General features: G+C 64.1%; 16 protein-coding genes and 1 riboswitch. All 16 genes read left to right on the top strand.

The genetic code is table 11. From position 1 onward, the window contains the following. Positions 1–3: 3 nt before the first annotated feature. The 16 genes from ONR57_RS14465 (at position 4) to gcvP (ending at position 16,975) form a co-directional block, all read left to right on the top strand. The gene (locus ONR57_RS14465; RefSeq protein WP_265124214.1) at positions 4–1,443 is read left to right on the top strand and encodes a sodium:alanine symporter family protein; all 1,440 of its coding nucleotides are present in this window, start codon (positions 4–6) and stop codon (positions 1,441–1,443) included. A gap of 57 nt (positions 1,444–1,500) precedes the next feature. Then, positions 1,501–1,974 carry an OsmC family protein gene (locus tag ONR57_RS14460; protein ID WP_265124213.1) on the top strand — a complete coding sequence of 158 codons (474 nt, stop codon included), beginning with the start codon at positions 1,501–1,503 and terminating at the stop codon, positions 1,972–1,974. Between the two features lie 140 nt (positions 1,975–2,114). Further along, positions 2,115–2,477, top strand: coding sequence for a hypothetical protein (locus ONR57_RS14455; protein WP_279347821.1), 363 nt, complete (start codon positions 2,115–2,117; stop codon positions 2,475–2,477). Beyond that, complete coding sequence (locus tag ONR57_RS14450; RefSeq protein WP_279347820.1) at positions 2,470–3,684, top strand: MFS transporter; 1,215 nt, start codon at positions 2,470–2,472, stop codon at positions 3,682–3,684. Before ONR57_RS14455 ends, ONR57_RS14450 begins: the two co-directional genes overlap by 8 nt. 31 nt (positions 3,685–3,715) lie before the next feature. Further along, positions 3,716–3,985 carry an acylphosphatase gene (locus ONR57_RS14445; protein ID WP_265124210.1) on the top strand — a complete coding sequence of 90 codons (270 nt, stop codon included), beginning with the start codon at positions 3,716–3,718 and terminating at the stop codon, positions 3,983–3,985. 5 nt (positions 3,986–3,990) lie between these two features. Beyond that, entirely contained in the window at positions 3,991–7,617 is a 3,627-nt protein-coding gene (gene smc / locus ONR57_RS14440; protein ID WP_265124209.1) for a chromosome segregation protein SMC, read from the top strand. 155 nt (positions 7,618–7,772) lie between these two features. Continuing rightward, on the top strand, positions 7,773–8,369 hold the full coding sequence (locus tag ONR57_RS14435) for a CDP-alcohol phosphatidyltransferase family protein (RefSeq protein WP_265124323.1): 597 nt from the start codon (positions 7,773–7,775) through the stop codon (positions 8,367–8,369). A gap of 30 nt (positions 8,370–8,399) precedes the next feature. Further along, positions 8,400–9,311, top strand: a complete 912-nt coding sequence (locus ONR57_RS14430) for a DUF881 domain-containing protein (protein ID WP_265124208.1) — start codon at positions 8,400–8,402, stop codon at positions 9,309–9,311. Beyond that, on the top strand, positions 9,308–9,640 hold the full coding sequence (locus ONR57_RS14425; protein WP_265124207.1) for a small basic family protein: 333 nt from the start codon (positions 9,308–9,310) through the stop codon (positions 9,638–9,640). Before ONR57_RS14430 ends, ONR57_RS14425 begins: the two co-directional genes overlap by 4 nt. Continuing rightward, positions 9,603–10,391 carry a DUF881 domain-containing protein gene (locus ONR57_RS14420; RefSeq protein ID WP_374116447.1) on the top strand — a complete coding sequence of 263 codons (789 nt, stop codon included), beginning with the start codon at positions 9,603–9,605 and terminating at the stop codon, positions 10,389–10,391. Before ONR57_RS14425 ends, ONR57_RS14420 begins: the two co-directional genes overlap by 38 nt. A gap of 104 nt (positions 10,392–10,495) precedes the next feature. Continuing rightward, a complete protein-coding gene (gene gcvH, locus ONR57_RS14415; protein ID WP_265124205.1) occupies positions 10,496–10,900 on the top strand; it encodes a glycine cleavage system protein GcvH in 405 nt (134 codons plus the stop codon). 228 nt (positions 10,901–11,128) lie between these two features. Continuing rightward, positions 11,129–11,611 carry an FHA domain-containing protein gene (locus ONR57_RS14410; protein ID WP_265124204.1) on the top strand — a complete coding sequence of 161 codons (483 nt, stop codon included), beginning with the start codon at positions 11,129–11,131 and terminating at the stop codon, positions 11,609–11,611. After that, positions 11,608–12,324, top strand: a complete 717-nt coding sequence (locus ONR57_RS14405; protein ID WP_265124203.1) for a MerR family transcriptional regulator — start codon at positions 11,608–11,610, stop codon at positions 12,322–12,324. The genes ONR57_RS14410 and ONR57_RS14405 overlap by 4 nt, the downstream gene beginning before the upstream one ends. A gap of 102 nt (positions 12,325–12,426) precedes the next feature. After that, entirely contained in the window at positions 12,427–12,900 is a 474-nt protein-coding gene (locus ONR57_RS14400) for a bifunctional nuclease family protein (protein WP_265124202.1), read from the top strand. A gap of 357 nt (positions 12,901–13,257) precedes the next feature. Beyond that, positions 13,258–13,806 carry a MerR family transcriptional regulator gene (locus tag ONR57_RS14395; RefSeq protein ID WP_265124322.1) on the top strand — a complete coding sequence of 183 codons (549 nt, stop codon included), beginning with the start codon at positions 13,258–13,260 and terminating at the stop codon, positions 13,804–13,806. A 54-nt stretch (positions 13,807–13,860) separates the two neighbouring features. After that, positions 13,861–13,958: riboswitch (glycine riboswitch) on the top strand. Positions 13,959–14,125: 167 nt separating this feature from the next. Then, the gene (gene gcvP, locus ONR57_RS14390) at positions 14,126–16,975 is read left to right on the top strand and encodes an aminomethyl-transferring glycine dehydrogenase (RefSeq protein WP_265124201.1); all 2,850 of its coding nucleotides are present in this window, start codon (positions 14,126–14,128) and stop codon (positions 16,973–16,975) included. The last annotated feature ends 5 nt before the right edge of the window (positions 16,976–16,980 follow it).

Raw genomic sequence — 16,980 nt, 5'->3', positions numbered from 1 at the left:
CCGATGGATGCGGTGCACGAGATCGTCGATTTCATCAACGAGTATTTGTGGTACCTCGTAATCGGGGTTCTCGTTTTTGCCGGTCTGCTGCTGACGGGCTGGTCCAAATTCGTCCAGCTCCGGCTTATCGGCGAGATGTTCCGGGTGATCACGGAAAAGCCGCTCATCATGGAGAACGGCAAAAAGGGCATTTCGTCCTTCAAGGCGTTCACGATCTCGGCGGCCTCGCGAGTCGGAACCGGAAATATCGCGGGTGTCGCTATCGCGATCACGCTTGGCGGGCCGGGCGCCATTTTCTGGATGTGGCTGATGGCGATTGTGGGCTCCGCGACGGCTTTCGTGGAATCAACCCTTGGGCAGCTCTACAAAGTGCAAGACAAGGACAGTTACCGCGGCGGTCCCGCTTACTACATGACCCAGGGACTTAACGCCAAATGGATGGGTGTCCTTTTTGCGGTAATCATTACGGTGACCTACGGCCTGGTTTTCAACTCGGTGCAAGCGAACTCGATCGCCGATTCGGTGTCGACGGCGCTCGACAATGACTCCGACACCGTCTTTATCACGGTGGGGGTCGTCGTAGCCGTGCTGACGGCACTGGTCATTTTCGGCGGTATCCGCCGGATCGGCGCGGTGACCCAGGTGCTTGTGCCAGCCATGGCATTGTCGTACATCGGGCTCGGCTTGCTCGTGGTCGTGATGAACATTTCTGAGGTGCCGGCCATGTTCCGGCTGGTGTTCGAAAGCGCGTTCGGCCTTCGTGAAGCCGCAGGCGGGACGGTCGGCGCCGCCATCATGTGGGGTATTCGCCGCGGCCTGTTCTCCAACGAAGCGGGCATGGGTTCGGTCCCGAACGCGGCGTCGACAGCTGCCGTATCGCACCCGGTCAAGCAGGGGCTTGTCCAGGCGCTCGGCGTCTACTTCGACACGCTAATCATCTGCAGCATGACCGCATTCATCATCCTGCTTGCCGATCCTGCGTTCGGGGAGCGGGAAGGAGCCGCTCTCACGCAAAACGCTCTCTCGCTTCAGTTCGGCGAGTGGGCGGTGCAGTACCTGGCGGTGGTGATCTTCATCCTCGCGTTCAGTTCCGTGCTGGGTAACTACTATTACGGCGAAGCTAACGTCGAGTTCCTCACCCAGTCGAAAACGGTGCTGCAGAGCTTCCGGCTTGCAGTGGTGCTGTGCGTCTTCCTGGGATCCATCGGCTCGCTCAGCCTGGTCTGGGACTTGGCCGACATGACGATGGGAGTCATGGCGCTGTTGAACCTCGCCGCGGTCATCCCGCTCTCTGCGATCGCGATGCGCTTGCTGAAGCACTACCTCGCCCAGCGGCGCGAAGGCTTCAACCCGGTCTTCACTCGTGACGACATGCCCGATTTGAAGGGCGTGGAGTGCTGGGATCCGACCGCACCCGAGCTTCAGCACGCCCGCAAGCAGTGAGCGGCTGGGTGCACCCGCAGCGGAATAGTTCACGTCCCCGGTGCGATTATTACCGCTATGACGTTCGAGCAGACAGATGACACCCGCCACGAGACTGAACTGACCAACCCCAACCCTGCCGACACGAGGCTGTGGGTTGAACGTACGGGTGTGCGCCGGTACACGGGGCGGAGTTCACGCGGTGCCGAGGTGCTGATCGGCTCGGTCACGGATGATGGTGCTTTCACCCCGGGGGAGCTGCTGAAGATCGCGCTCGCGGCATGCAGCGGCCTTGCTTCGGATTTCCCGTTATCGCGGCGGCTCGGCGAGAATTACGATGCAACGATCCGCGTCACCGGCGCGCCGGATCGGGAGAACGAAGTGTATCCACTTCTCGATGAGGTACTCGAACTGGACTTGAGTGAGCTCGATGGCGATGCTCAGCAGCGCCTTCTCGCGGTCGTTGAACGCGCCATTGACCGCACGTGCACCGTCGGCCGTACGCTCAAAGCGGGAACCAAAGTAAGACTTGTTATTGAGGGGGAATCGTGAGAGGTCCGGGGAAACCGGAACGTTGGCACGCACCAGTTGGGCGCACCCGGAAACCGCGTTCGCGCCGTGCCGATGCGTTCCGGCCGCAATCACTGCGCCCTCCAATAGGTGACCTCGGTAATCGGGGCAGCCTATTCCGGGTGCGGCGCGTGCCCCGCCCGGCCGCTGTGCCGCCACCGCGGCTCGCGGAGCCGTTCCGCCGTCTGCTGCCCCGGCAGGACGCGCCCGTCCCAGCAGCGGCCCCCGTGCTCAGCGCGCACGAGCCGCCCGAGGACGATGCTGAGCGTTCGGCATCGGACGCGTCCGGCTTCCGCGTTTCGGGTGTCCGTGTGGGCCCCGCGATCGGCATTGGTCCGATCCGGCTGGGGACGGTACGTTTTGATGAGGTTCACATTCCGCCGATTACCCTGCCGGGGAAGCTGCGCCTGCCTGGGGTGACCATCCGTGCGGGCGGAGTATCGCCGCTGCGCTTGCCCCGAATCCGCTTCGATAAAGATGGCTAGCGCGATTCACCCGTCCGTACTGGCGAGGCTGCCCGTATGCACGATTTTCGCTGTGAACGGGCTCTTCATCGGGGTGTGGGCGGGATTGCTGCCGTCTATCCGCGATGCGTTCGGTACGGATGCGCGCGGCATCGCCATCCTGTTGATGGTGGCGGGCATCTGTGCGGTCGTCGCGATGCAGGTGGCGGGACGCTGGGCCGATCGGCGCGGCGCGAAACGCATCACGCTCGCGGCGGTCCCCGTCATGGCGGTCGGTCTCGGGGTGGTCGCGTTTGCCCCGTCGTTCCCAGCGGTCATCGCAGCGGCTGCCGTGTTCGGTGTGGGCAACGGGATGATGGACGTCGCGATGAACGCGGTAGGGGTTCATGTTGAGGCGCACCGGCAAAAGCCGACCATGAGCCTCTTCCACGCGTTCTTCTCGATCGGCGCGCTCCTCGGGGCAGGTGTGGTCCTATTGGTCGCCCTGTTGACTGAGAGCCTCGGGGCGGTGATCACAGGAGCCTGCCTGGTGGGCGTCCTGCTTGGGGTTTCAGCGACAGTCGCCGTGTCGTCCCGGCTCCCTCAGACCCGTCCAGCGACCGGCGGCGAGGGGACGGGCGGGCGTATCCCCGCCGCGGCATGGCTGCTCGGAATCATCGCCTTGTGTTTCGGGATGACTGAGGGCACCGCGATGGACTGGTCTTCGATTCACGTGACCGATGTGACGGGAGTGTCACCCGGTGTCGGGGCCCTCGGCGTGGTGTGTGTGTCCGCCGCGATGATCGTGATCCGTCTCCTCGGTGACCCGTTATGCGCGCGCTTCGGGCGCCAGACGATCGTGCACGCGGGCGCGCTCGTTGCCGGCAGTGGGTTTGTCGTCACGGTGATGAGTGACGACCTGCCGGTGGTGCTCGCGGCGTGGGTTGTCGTCGGGCTCGGTGTCGGCATCATCAATCCACAGATTTATGCCGTCGCTGGGCACCTCGGCGGGGGGCGCACGCTTGCGGTAGTGGTCGGTTTCGGATACACCGCGTTCCTCATTGGCCCCGCGATAATCGGTTCGCTGATCAGTGCCGCAGGCATCCAGAGCGCCATGCTTCTCCCCGTGACGCTTGCCGCGGTAGTTCTGGTCCTTGCGTTCTGGATGCCGACCGCCGGGCCGGCCAAAACGCAGCGTGGCGCGGATCGCGAGCACGGACCTGGGCAACACGCGCGGATATCACGCTGAAATCAGCGGCACGGAGCGTGATACTGAAGACGTGGTTCGACTGACAGCATGGGTGCACGGCAGGGTGCAGGGCGTCGGTTTTCGTTGGTGGACCCGGGCGCGCGCGCTTGAACTGGGGCTCTCCGGGCACGCGGCTAACCAGCGCGACGGTCGCGTCCTCGTCACCGCCGAAGGCCCCCGCGCGCAATGCGAGAAGCTTCTGGCAATGCTGAACTCCGGTGATACGCCGGGGAAAGTGACGCTGGTAGTCGAGAGCTGGGACGAAGCGCGCGGTGACTTGACCGGTTTCGAGGAGCGGTAACGCGCGTGCACCTCAAGTCGCTCACCCTCAAGGGCTTCAAATCATTCGCGTCTGCAACCACCCTGAAGTTCGAACCTGGCATCAACTGTGTCGTTGGTCCGAACGGTTCGGGCAAATCGAACGTCGTGGATGCGCTTGCGTGGGTCATGGGGGAACAGGGCGCGAAGGCGCTGCGCGGCGGAAAGATGGACGACGTCATCTTCGCGGGCACCGTCGGGCGTCCCGCTCTCGGCCGGGCTGAAGTCACGCTGACGATCGACAACTCCGATGGTGCGCTGCCGATCGACTACACCGAAGTTTCGGTCACGCGGCGCGTGTTCCGTGACGGTGCCAGCGAGTACGAAATCAACGGTTCGAAGTGCCGGCTCATGGACGTCCAGGAGCTGCTGAGCGATTCGGGCATCGGCCGCGAGATGCACGTCATCGTAGGGCAGGGGCAGCTCGCCCAAATCCTGGAGTCGCGGCCAGAGGATCTTCGGGCTTATATCGAAGAGGCAGCCGGGGTGCTGAAACACCGGCGGCGCAAAGAGAAGGCTCTGCGAAAGCTCGACGCGATGCAGGCCAATCTGGCCCGGCTGAGTGACTTGACGACGGAACTGCGCAGACAGTTGAAGCCGCTCGCGAGGCAAGCTGATGTGGCGCGTCGCGCGCAGGTCATTCAAGCGGAACTTCGCGACGCGAAGCTGCGGCTCGCGGCGGACGACCTCGTCCGCCGCCGCGCCGAGCTGAACGACCAGCAGCGCAACGAAGAGCGCGCACGGGCTGAAGCTGAGCGTGTACGCTGCGAACTCGACACGGTTCGCGAAGAGGAACGTGCGCTCTCGGTGCGCGCCGGCGCGCTGGCCCCACAGGCGGAAGAGGCGTCGCAAGTGTGGTTTCGCCTATCCGCGATTGCTGAGCGGGTGAGCGCGACAATTCAGGTTGCGCGCGAGCGAGCGCGCCACCTCGAGAGCACACAGGTGCAACAGCGCGGACAGGATCCAGAGGCGCTGGAGGCGCAAGCGGAGCGAGTCGCTGTCGAGGAAGCACAACTGCGTGAGGCAGTTGAGATGGCGATGGCGGCACTCGACACTGTTCGCGATGAACTCGACCGTTGCGAGGCGGAGGCGGCGGACGCCGAACGTGAACACATCGCTGCCGTGCGTGCTGTGGCTGACCGGCGTGAGGGGCTCGCACGACTGGCCGGGAAGGTCGAGAATCTCCGGACCCGGGCGGAGTCTTTCGACAGCGAGATCACTCGTCTCGATGACCGGATCGCAGCTGCGGTGGAACGGCAGCAGGAACTCGAAACCGCGCACCAATCAGGGGAACAGCGGCTCGCCGGCCTCGAGCAGACTGAAGCACAACTCGATCAGCAGTATGAGCGGGCCGCGGCCGCCCTCGACAAAGCGAATCGGCGGGTAACTGAGCTTCGCGAGGCAGAACGCGCCGCCGGTCACGAAGTAGTTTCCCTGCAGACGCGAATCGAGACGCTTGCAGCGGGCCTGCGCCGGGGAGACGGTCCAGAAGTCCTGCTCGAACAGCCGGGCGTGGATCGTCGCGCAGCCGGTCTCATCCGTCCAGCTCAGGGCTACGAGGCCGCAGTGGCGACAGCGCTGGGGCGCGCCGCTGACGGCGTCGTCGCCAGCTCTGATGGCGCCGCGCACAGAGCGATTGCGCAGCTGCGAGCCGATGGTGCGGCTCGGGCGGTAGTTCTGGTGACCGGGGCGCCGGACTGCGCGGGGGAGTCGCCCGAACTGCCGGATGGGGCAGTGTGGGCCGTGGACTGTGTGACGTCGGATAGCGAGATTGCAGGCGCGGTGCGGAACCGGCTGAGTGGAATCGCGATCGCGCGTGATCTCGCCACGGCGCGAATCGTGCTGCAGGCCGTCCCGGGGGTGCGAGTGGTCACCCTAGAGGGCGACGTCGCGGGGACTGGCTGGATCGAGGGGGGCACCGGGCGTGAGCCGTCAGCACTCGAGGTGCAGGCTGAGATCGACAGCCTGTCCGAGCAGCTAGGCGCGGCGCGTCAGCGGGCGGACGAACTAAGCGCGGCGCTGTCTGGCGCGATCGACGAACACGACGCTCGCCGCAGTGCCGCCTCGGAAACATTCTCTGCGCTCACCACGTCAGACACTGAGATCGCGCAGGTGCATGAGGAACTCGCGCGCCATGGCCATGAGCTCCGCGTCATGGCCGCGAAGCATGAGAATCTCATGCAGCAGCGCATCCGGACCGAATCGGAGCACGCCGCGCTGCTTGCGTCACTGACTGAGCACGAGGAGCGGCTGCGGCGCGCGCAGCACGACGGTGATGAGCAGCCTCCCGAAGACGGCACCAGCGAGCGGCGTGAATCGGCTGCGCGTGCACTTGCGTCCGCCCGTTCGGCAGAGGTCGAGGCACGACTTGCGGTCCGCACCGCGGAGGAACGTGCCGGTGCGGTGCGCGGCAAAGCTGACGGTCTGCGCCGTGCGGCGCGGGCTGAGCGGGAAGCCCGGCTTCGCGCGGAACGCGCCCAGCGTGCGCGGACAGCCGCAGCGAGCGTGGCGAACGCCGTCGCAGATTCGGGGAGCCAGCTTGCGCAGCGGCTCACGCAGGCGGTTGCCGCCGCAGCGAACAAACGGGATGAGCTGGCCCGCGGACGCGATGAGAGTGTCGCGGCGTTGCAGACGGTACGAACACGCGCGCAGTCACTTTCTGCAGATTTGGCCCGGCTCACGGACGCGGTGCATCGGGATGAGGTCGCCCGCGCTGAAGCTGCCCTGCGGATGCGGCAGCTCGAAGAAACCGCCCTAGAACAGCTGGGTGTCGCCGCGGAGGAGTTGATCGCCGAGTACGGTCCGCAGGTGCCGTTGCCGCCATCACCGCTGGAGTTGCACGAGTATGAGCAGGCGCGCGAGCGTGGCGAACTCGTCAGTGCCCCGCAGCCCATGCCGTTTGACCGGGCGGCCCAAGAGCGCCGTCTGAAGGCCGCGGAGCGAGACCTCGCGACACTGGGTAAGGTCAATCCACTCGCGCTAGAAGAGTTCGCGGCTCTCGAAGAGCGCTACAACTTCCTGTCCACACAGCTCGAAGATGTGCGTTCCGCCCGGAAAGATCTCCTTGGCGTTGTGGCCGATGTGGACAAGCGCATCCTGCAGCTGTTCACCGACGCGTACTACGACGTGGAGCGCGAATTCGGCACGGTGTTCTCGACGCTGTTTCCCGGCGGCGACGGACGACTGGTCCTTACTGAGCCGGAGGACATGCTCGCGACGGGGATCGAAGTCGAAGCCCGCCCGCCCGGCAAGAAAGTGAAGCGGCTGTCACTCCTTTCTGGCGGTGAGAAATCATTGACCGCGGTGGCAATGCTGGTTGCGATATTCCGCGCCCGTCCCTCGCCCTTCTATGTCATGGACGAGGTGGAAGCGGCACTCGACGACACGAACCTGCGCCGGCTGATCACACTGTTTGAAGAGCTGAGAGCAACATCACAACTCATCGTGATCACGCACCAGAAGCCCACAATGGAAGTGGCCGATGCGTTGTATGGCGTGAGCATGCGCGGTGACGGCATTACCGCTGTGGTCTCGCAGCGGCTGCGGGGGCAGAGTCTCGGCGCGGTTGCGGCGCAGCACGGACACGAAATGGCTGCCGCGGCAGCCAACGGATGATATCTGGGGCCAGGTGTGCCAGAGTTGCGTGCATGAGGACGCCGGAATCTGGTTCGCGTCCGCCAGCTTCTGGTGGCGGTGAGAGCGCAGAACCGCCCGAGGGCAGCGATCGGTTCGCCGAGTGGCGCACCCGCAGCCTCGAACGGGCACGTGAGATGGACAAGTTCGCGGCTGAACCACCTGTGAACACGGATCGGTTCCTCACCGTGCCGAACATGCTTAGCCTGCTGCGCCTCGCCGCGGTTCCGCTGTTTCTCGTCCTTCTGCTCGTCTACGAGATGGACGGGTGGGCACTGATCGTTCTCGTTGTCAGCGGAATCAGTGACTGGCTTGATGGGAAGCTCGCCCGGCTGCTCAACCAGGTCTCCCGGTATGGAGCCCTGCTCGACCCGATCGCTGACCGGCTTTTCATGGTGGTCATCCCGGTTGCTTTTGCGATGCGCGAGTTCATCCCCTGGTGGGTCGTGCTCTTGCTGGTGGGACGTGATCTCGTGCTGACTCTGGCGCTCGTGCTGGTCCGCACCCGGGGAGTTGAGGCGCTGCCTGTCACATACCTTGGCAAGGCGGCGACCTTTGCGCTCATGTACGCGTTTCCCGTGATTCTCGCGGCTCGGGGCGACTGGGCACTCTCCCAGGTACTGGAGCCGATCGGTGTAGCGCTCCTGATCTGGGGGATGTTCCTGTATTTGTGGACTATGGTGCTGTACCTCGTGCAAGTAGGACTCGTTGTCCGGGATATGCCGAAGGTGTGACGCGGGCGCGTTGCACAACGGGAGACTGCGGTGACGCCGCCGCGCGGCTACCGGGTCCCCTCGCTGCTGCGCTCGTTGCTTCATGACCACCTCGATCCCGGTTACGCTGCGGCAGCCCGCAAACGCGCGCGGGCCGCAGGTCCGCCATCGCCGCGTACCATGCTGGTCGCGAAAGTGTGGCTCGTGATAGGAACGTTGCTCGCTGGGCTCGCACTCGGACTTACCCGCGGCTGGGCGGAGGAGCGCGCCCCAGATGCCGATCAGTTACGGGCGAGCCTGCAATCTGAGATCCGGTCGGCGCAGGAGCGTGCCGCGGAACTCGGTGCACGCCGGGACGTACTCGCTGAAGAGGCGGCGTCGGCGCGCGCCCGGGCCCTGCTGCTTGATGAACCGGGACGCGCGGCGCTCGCTGAGTTGCGCCGCGCCGAACTGGCAGCCGGAACTGTTCCCGCCACCGGGCCAGGGCTTTTGATCACGGTCTCGGAGCCGCCAGGGCAGCGGGACCTCTCCGGCGGCTACCGTGGCGCAGGTACGCGGAACACGATTCTCGACCGGGATCTGCAGATTGTCGTCAACGCCTTGTGGAGCGCGGGAGCTGAGGCGATCTCCGTGGGCGGCGTCCGGATCGGTCCGAACGTAGCGATCAGGCAGGCCGGGAGCGCGATTCTGGTCGACAATCGGGTCGCGGCGGAGGCTGCCGGTGGTGCGGGCGGCGCGGTGAGCTATGTCATTGCAGCTGTGGGTGATCCCCGCGCAATGCAGTCGAGTTTCATCGCGAGCAGCGCATACATCCGGATGTCGGGCATTAGTCAGCTTTACGGTGCAGGTTTCACCGTACGTGAAGAAACGTCGATCACCGTACCGGCGGCACCGGTGCGGGAAATTCGAGTCGCAGCACACCGTGCCAGCGGCTTTGCGGGACCAGAAGAGGGGGAGCCGTGATCGGGCTTATCGCGCTACTCGCAGGTGTGGTTCTGGGGGTGTATCTCAGTCCGGACGTCCCGGTGGCGGTTCAGCCTTACCTGCCTATCGCCGTCGTGGCCGCGCTCGACGCGCTCTTCGGCGGTCTTCGCGCGTACTTCGAGGGCATTTTCGACTCAAAAGTATTTGTGGTGTCGTTTGTCTTCAACGTCACCGTCGCGTCGCTGCTGGTGTTCCTCGGTGATCTTCTCGGCGTGGGGACGCAGCTTTCTACGGCTGTGCTTGTTGTGCTAGGCATCCGCATCTTCGGTAATGCGGCCGCGATCCGCCGGGGGGTGTTCGGTGCCTGACGGGGTGAACGGCGAGTCCGCGGCGGTTGGGGAACGACCGAAACGCGGTTCCCGGCGCGTGCTGTTCACAGTGCTCGTTGCAGTGCTCTGCGGAGTGCTCGGTCTGGCCATCTCGACGCAGGTCCGGACCACCACATCGGGTGACGTGCTGGATGGGTTGCGTGCGCCGGAACTGCTCGCGCTGCTCGAACAACTCAACGCGCGGGAGGCCGCAATGCGCGGTGAGATCGAAGCGCTTGAAGAGACACTCGACGGCATCGTGGCGTCGGGCACTGACAATGAGGCGGTTCTCGCGGAGGCGCGGGCCCAGCTCGATGTGCTGGCAGTCCAGACCGGAACGGTGGCGGCGCAAGGACCAGGTGTGGTGCTGACGATTCGCGACCCCAATCGTGCGGTCGGGCCGGAGGTGCTGCTCGACCAGATCCAGGAACTGCGAGCGGCCGGTGCGGAGGCGATACAAATGGCCGGAAGCGGGGAGTCGCCGGGCGGTCCCGTGCGGATCGGTGTAGATTCCTGGTTCGGCAGCCAGGATGGCGGGATTGTGGTTGACGGCGAAACCCTCGTGGGTCCGTACGTCATCACCGCGATCGGTGATCCGGCGACCCTGGAGACTGCGCTGAACATTCCTGGGGGAGCGATTGATACGGTTGCCCGCAGTGGTGGAAGGCTGTCGGTGCAGAAGCAGGATCAGGTCGTAGTCGATGCCTTGCGCGAACTGCGCGATCCTCAATACGCTCAGCCGGGTGGGTAGGTCCCAGGGGAAGAATCGCTCAGACCGAGACGATCTCTCCAGACGCCTGACACAATGTGGTGGAAGTGGTGCAAGATCAAGGCCGTGGATGGAAGGAAAGCTCAGTGACTGAGGCGGCAATCCCTGAGGACCTGCGCTACACCCGCGAACACGAGTGGGTACAGCGGACCGGGGACACGCGCGTGCGGATCGGTATCACCGACTATGCGCAGAAGCAACTCGATGACGTCGTCTTCGTTCAGCTGCCTGACTCGGGTGCTGCGGTGACTGCGGGGGAGCCTTTTGGTGAGGTCGAGTCAACCAAGAGTGTTTCCGATATTTTCTCGCCGATCAGCGGCCGTGTCATCGCTGTGAATGACCAGCTGGGGAGCCGTCCAGAGTTGGTGAATGCGTCTCCGTACAAGGACGGCTGGCTAGTCGAACTGGAGGTCGCTGACACCAGTCATCTGGAGTCAGCGCTCAGCGAAACGCTCGACGCGGCCGGATACCGCGAGATCATCACGGACTAGCCAGCCGCGCCAGTATTGTTGGTGGTGAGTTGCTGCTCCAGTTGCGCAAGATGCGCCAACCACGCCGGCCGGCGTAACCCGAGAGGGTACGGTCGGATGTAGCGTTGGTGGATCGCAAAAAGGACATCAATTCCGGGTGGGCTGATAAGGCCAACGGTCGGGGATAGATTGCGACCGCGACCGCCGAGCACGACCGGCGTCGCGGCGCAGAAAGAAAGAGGAGATACGGTGAGCGAGAACCAGAACAATCCGGCGTTCGAAGGGGCGTCGGCGGAAACCACATCGGTGTTCCGCGCAGATTTTCTGCGCGAACTCGATGCGGCGAGCCAGGCGCCCGAGCCTCAGGTTTCGGGCATTGAAAGCCTGCCTGCGGGTTCCGCGCTGCTCGTCGTCAAGCGTGGGCCCAACGCGGGTTCGCGCTTCCTCCTGGATGAGGCGACCACGTCAGCTGGCCGTCACCCAGATAGCGATATTTTCCTTGATGACGTGACGGTGAGCCGTCGTCACGCTGAGTTTCGCCGCGAGAACGGCGTATTCCAGGTAGTGGATGTCGGCAGTTTGAACGGCACTTACGTCAATCGCGAGCCGGTTGATTCGGCTGTCCTCGCGAATGGTGACGAGGTGCAGATCGGCAAGTTCCGTTTGGTGTTTCTTTCCGGGCCTAAAGCAGTGGGCCAGGACGAGCAAGCGGCAGGTGCAGGTAGCCAGTGACAGCAGCAGGGCAGCCGCTGTCGGGTGCAGGCATGTCGATTGGGACAGTTCTCGATCAGCTGCGCCCGGATTTCCCTGATGTAACTATTTCCAAGATCCGTTTCCTCGAAGCTGAAGGCTTGGTCAGTCCGCAGCGGACGCCGTCGGGTTACCGGCGGTTCACCGCGGCGGACTGTGATCGGCTGCGTTTCGTGTTAACGGCTCAGCGTGATCATTATCTGCCGCTCAAGGTGATTCGTGAGCAGCTCGACGCGATTGACCATGGCTCCACGCCGGAGGGGCCCGTCGTCAAGTTGCCTCGTTCGTTCACGTCGACAACCGACGCGTTCGTGTCTGAGACCGGTGGGCGGATCAGCCGGGAAACGCTATGTGAGCGCAGCGGCGTCGACGAGATGTTTCTCAGTGACCTGGTCGCGGCAGGGTTTGTTGTCCCCGGCAACGCGGGTTACTTCGACGCGGAGGCTGTCCTGCTGGTGCGGACCGCATGGGAGCTGGCCGAGTTCGGACTCGACATGCGGCATCTTCGCTCACTGCGGATGGCTGCGGACCGGCAGGCAGCGTTGCTGGCGCAGATCGCCGGGCCAGTGGCCAAGGGCCGTGAGGCCGGGGCTCGTGACCGGGCCGAGGAGATGGTGCGGGAGTTGGGTTCTCTCATGGTGACCGCCCACAGCGCGCTGCTTAAAGCATCGGTACGAGAAGAGCTTGGAACGTAGGTGCGGGCACAATGTTGGGGCGAGCGGTGTTCGCGGTGCTTCCCATAAACTGGAAGTGCACACTCGGTACCTTTGAGCGGTTGCAGTCGAGAGGCGGTCACCATGGGTGAGGTTCGCGTGGTCGGGATACGCGTGGAACAACCGCAGAACCAGCCAGTGCTACTTCTCCGCGAGGTTGAGGGGGACCGTTACCTGCCAATCTGGATTGGGCAGGCTGAGGCCACGTCGATCGCGCTAGAGCAGCAGGGGGTCGTCCCGGCGCGTCCGCTGACGCATGATTTGTTCCGCGACGTTCTTGCGGCACTTGGTCACACGCTCAAAGAAGTGCGCATCGTCGACCTGCAGGAGGGCACCTTCTACGCGGAAATGCTCTTCGACGGAGATATTCGGGTGTCCGCGCGCCCTTCTGATTCCGTGGCTATTGCGATCCGTATCGGTGTGCCGATTTACGCGGAAGAGTCCGTTCTCGAAGAAGCGGGCCTTGTCATTCCGGACGAGCGCGAAGACGAGGTCGAGAAGTTCAAAGAGTTCCTGGACTCGGTTTCGCCCGACGACTTTAAGTCCACAGAAGGCTAGCTGGACCATTCCAGTACGTCCGCCTGGTGGGCGCCTTCTCGCTGTTTCGTCACGAAACAATCTCAGCCTGACGCAGAGCTTCATAAATATCGGAGTGTTGCGTGACGAAATTGTGTGTCTACTCATAGCGTGCGTTGTGGCGAGGCGTGGACGTGCGTCGCGCCTCAGGGCGGTATCCTTAACAAGACCACCCTGATGGAACCCAGACGGGTTTCACGGTTTCTGCACGACGGGCGCCGTCACACAGCGGCGAGTCGTTCGCGCAGAACGGGCGAAAGGGAGATTTCCGTGGCCGAAGAACAGCAGGGGCAGGGCAGCAAGGATGCTTCCTCAGTAGGTCGTCCCGGCACTGTCGACGTGTCGCCGGGCGTCATTCAGCCTGGGCTTTTTCCAGACGATTCTGTTCCTGACGAACTCGAAGGTTACCGCGTGCCGATCGCATGTCAGGTGGCCGGCATCACGTATCGGCAACTCGACTACTGGGCGCGAACTGGGCTGGTTCGGCCGACCATCCGGAATGCCGCCGGCTCTGGGAGTCAGCGTCTGTACTCATTCAAAGACATACTGGTCCTGAAGATCGTCAAGCGTCTCCTCGACACCGGGATTTCGCTGCAAAACATTCGTGTCGCGGTTGATCATCTCCGTAAGCGCGGTGTCGAAGATCTGGCCAACATCACGCTGTTTTCCGACGGAACCACGGTTTACGAATGCGCCTCGCCTGAGGAAGTTGTTGATTTACTGCAGGGCGGCCAGGGCGTCTTCGGCATCGCGGTGAGCGGTGCGATGCGGGAACTCACTGGCAAGATCGCCGAGTTCCCTGCTGAACGCGCTGACGAAGCTGAGGAGATCCCCGTTCACGACGAACTGGCGAACCGCCGGCGCAACCGCGCACGCAAGATCGGCTAGTTGCGTCACACAACTTCGCGTGGCCGCACGCTCCGGGCTAGACTCGGGATGCGCCGATGCCGTGCGGGAGAGACCTACCAGTGGTTGTGGTAGGCGCCGAAGGAGCAACACCTCTCCGACAATCTCTCAGGCACAAGGACCGCACGTGCTGCGGCGCCTCTGGAAAGTGGTGGCACGCCACCCGCCCACGGGGAAAAGCACGTGAGGGGGCCTCGCTGCTGAATCTCTCAGGCGCCCACTGTGGTAGCGACAGAGGGGGAGGACCGATAGCGGAAGTGCGCCCGTGTGCCGTACTATCCGCCCGGCCTGAGGGATGTGGATGCTCGACTCGACAGCACAAGGCTTCGCTGACCGTCACATCGGGATCGATGAGACGGCGTTAGCCCGTTTGCTGCATGTCATTGGTGTGGAGTCACTTGACGAACTCGCGACCCGAGCGGTTCCTGCCGCGATCCTTGACCAGCCTGCGGGGGACACAATCGCGGCTGCCGCGCTGAGCCTGGCACCCGTTAGCGAACACGGCGTACACCGGGAACTGCGCGAACTCGCGCAGCGAAACACGGTGACCACGTCGATGATAGGCCTCGGGTACTACAACACCCTGACTCCGCCGGTGCTGGTCCGCAACATTCTCGAGAACCCCGCCTGGTACACCGCCTACACTCCCTACCAGCCGGAAATCAGCCAGGGCCGCCTTGAAGCGCTGCTGAACTTCCAGACGATGGTCGCTGACCTCACCGGCATGGATATCGCCAACGCGTCCCTGCTCGATGAGGCAACTGCCGCAGGTGAAGCCATGACGATGCTGCGCCGCGCATCCAAGTCGGCATCACCGCGTTTCATCGTGGACTCCGACGTCTTCCCACAGACGGTCGCCATCCTGCAAACTCGGGCGGAGCCCCTGGGGATCGAACTGCTTCGCCACGACCTGACAGACGGCCTCCCGGATGGCGAGTTCTACGGCCTGCTCGTCCAGCATCCGGCGGCGAGTGGCCGCATCACTGACTGGTCAGCCGTATTCCGCGCCGCGCACGACCGTGGCGCGCTCGTTGCTGCTGGTGCCGACCTGCTGGCCACCACAGTCATCACCCCGCCCGGCGAAATGGGTGCGGACGTCGTTTTCGGCACCACGCAGCGTTTCGGTGTCCCCATGGGCTTCGGGGGGCCACACGCGGGCTACATCGCGGCGCGGTCCTCGTTCGCGCGTCAACTGCCGGGCCGGCTCGTTGGCGTATCGAAAGACGCGGACGGCCGCCTCGCCTACCGCCTGGCATTGCAGACCCGGGAACAGCACATCCGCCGCGAAAAGGCGACGTCAAATATTTGTACCGCCCAGGTTCTTCTGGCCGTCATGGCGGCGATGTATGCCTCGTACCACGGCGCGGAAGGCCTCAAAGCGATTGCGGCACGAGTTGCTGGGCATGCGAAGGACCTCGCCGCAGGCCTCGCCGCCGGCGGTATCGACATCGTTCACACCGACATTTTCGACACTGTCCGTGCCCGTGTCCCGGGCCGCGCGCAGGAAGTGTGGGAGAGCGCGCGGACACGGGGCATCACGATATGGGTGGTGGACAGCGACCATGTCAGTATGTCGTGTGACGAGGCGACAACTGGGGAGGATATTGCCGCACTCTTCGACGCCTTCGGCGTTCGTATACCGGGCGATCTCGGCACGCCGTGGCGAGCACCGGCGCAGTTGCGCCGCAGCAGCGAATATCTGACGCATCCGGCGTTTCACCGGTACCGCACCGAAACCGCGATGCTGCGGTACCTGCGCTCCCTCGCAGACAAGGACGTTGCGCTCGACCGGAGCATGATCCCGCTCGGCTCCTGCACGATGAAGCTGAACGCCACCGCGGAAATGGAGCCCATTACGTGGCCAGAGTTCGCCGGTCTGCACCCGTTCGCGCCCGCTGAAGACACCGCCGGTATACGCGCGCTGATCAGCGACCTTGAATCGTGGCTTGCGGGAATGACGGGCTACGACCGGGTCAGTCTGCAGCCGAACGCGGGCAGTCAGGGCGAACTTGCGGGCCTGCTCGCGATTCGTGGATATCACCACAGCCGCGGGGAAACGCAGCGCGACGTCTGTCTGATTCCGTCGAGTGCACACGGAACCAACGCCGCATCGGCGGTCATGGCGGGCATGCGGGTGGTGGTCGTGGCGTGCCGGGACAACGGTGACGTCGACCTTGATGACCTGCGTTCGAAAATCGCGGTGCACGCCGATCGGCTCGCCGCGATCATGATCACCTATCCTTCGACGCACGGCGTGTACGAACACGACATTGTCGAGCTGTGTGATGCTGTTCATGCGGCCGGCGGTCAGGTGTACGTCGACGGGGCGAACCTCAATGCGCTGGTCGGAGTTGCCCGGCCCGGCAGTTTCGGCGGTGACGTCAGCCACCTCAACCTGCACAAGACATTCTGTATCCCGCACGGAGGCGGCGGTCCGGGTGTCGGACCGGTAGCGGTGCGTGAGCATCTCGCGGAGTTCTTGCCGGGACACCCACTAGCGCCCGAACTAGGTTCCGGGCCAGTGATTTCCGCAGCCCCGTATGGTTCCGCGTCGATCCTGCCGATCACCTGGGCGTACATCCGAATGATGGGTACGGCTGGTTTGCGCCGCGCGACACTCACAGCGATCGCGTCAGCCAACTATCTGGCACGCCGCCTCGATGAGTATTTTCCCGTCCTGTACACCGGGGACAACGGCATGGTGGCGCATGAGTGCATCCTCGACCTGCGCCCGATAAGTAAAGCGACCGGGGTAACCGTCGACGATGTGGCGAAACGGCTCGCTGACTATGGATTCCATGCGCCCACGATGAGCTTCCCGGTGCCGGGAACACTCATGGTCGAGCCGACGGAAAGTGAAAGCCTCGAGGAACTCGACGCGTTCTGTGAGGCGATGATCGCGATCCGCAAGGAGATCGATCGTGTCGGCTCGGGTGAATGGCCGGTGGACGACAATCCGCTGCGCGGCGCCCCGCACACCGCGGAGTGCCTGGTAGGTGAGTGGAATCATCCTTACTCGCGGGAGATTGCGGCGTACCCCGCGGGCATCGGTGCGCGGCCCAAGGTGTGGCCCGCGGTGCGGCGCATTGACGGCGCGTTCGGCGACCGTAACCTGGTGTGCTCGTGCCCGCCGATTGAGGCGTACAGCTGAGTCTG

The sequence above is a fragment of the Hoyosella sp. YIM 151337 genome (assembly GCF_026041215.1).
GTDB lineage: Bacteria > Actinomycetota > Actinomycetes > Mycobacteriales > Mycobacteriaceae > Hoyosella.
Note: the sequence above shows the minus strand (reverse complement) of the source record. Positions and strands in the feature narration are given on the sequence as shown.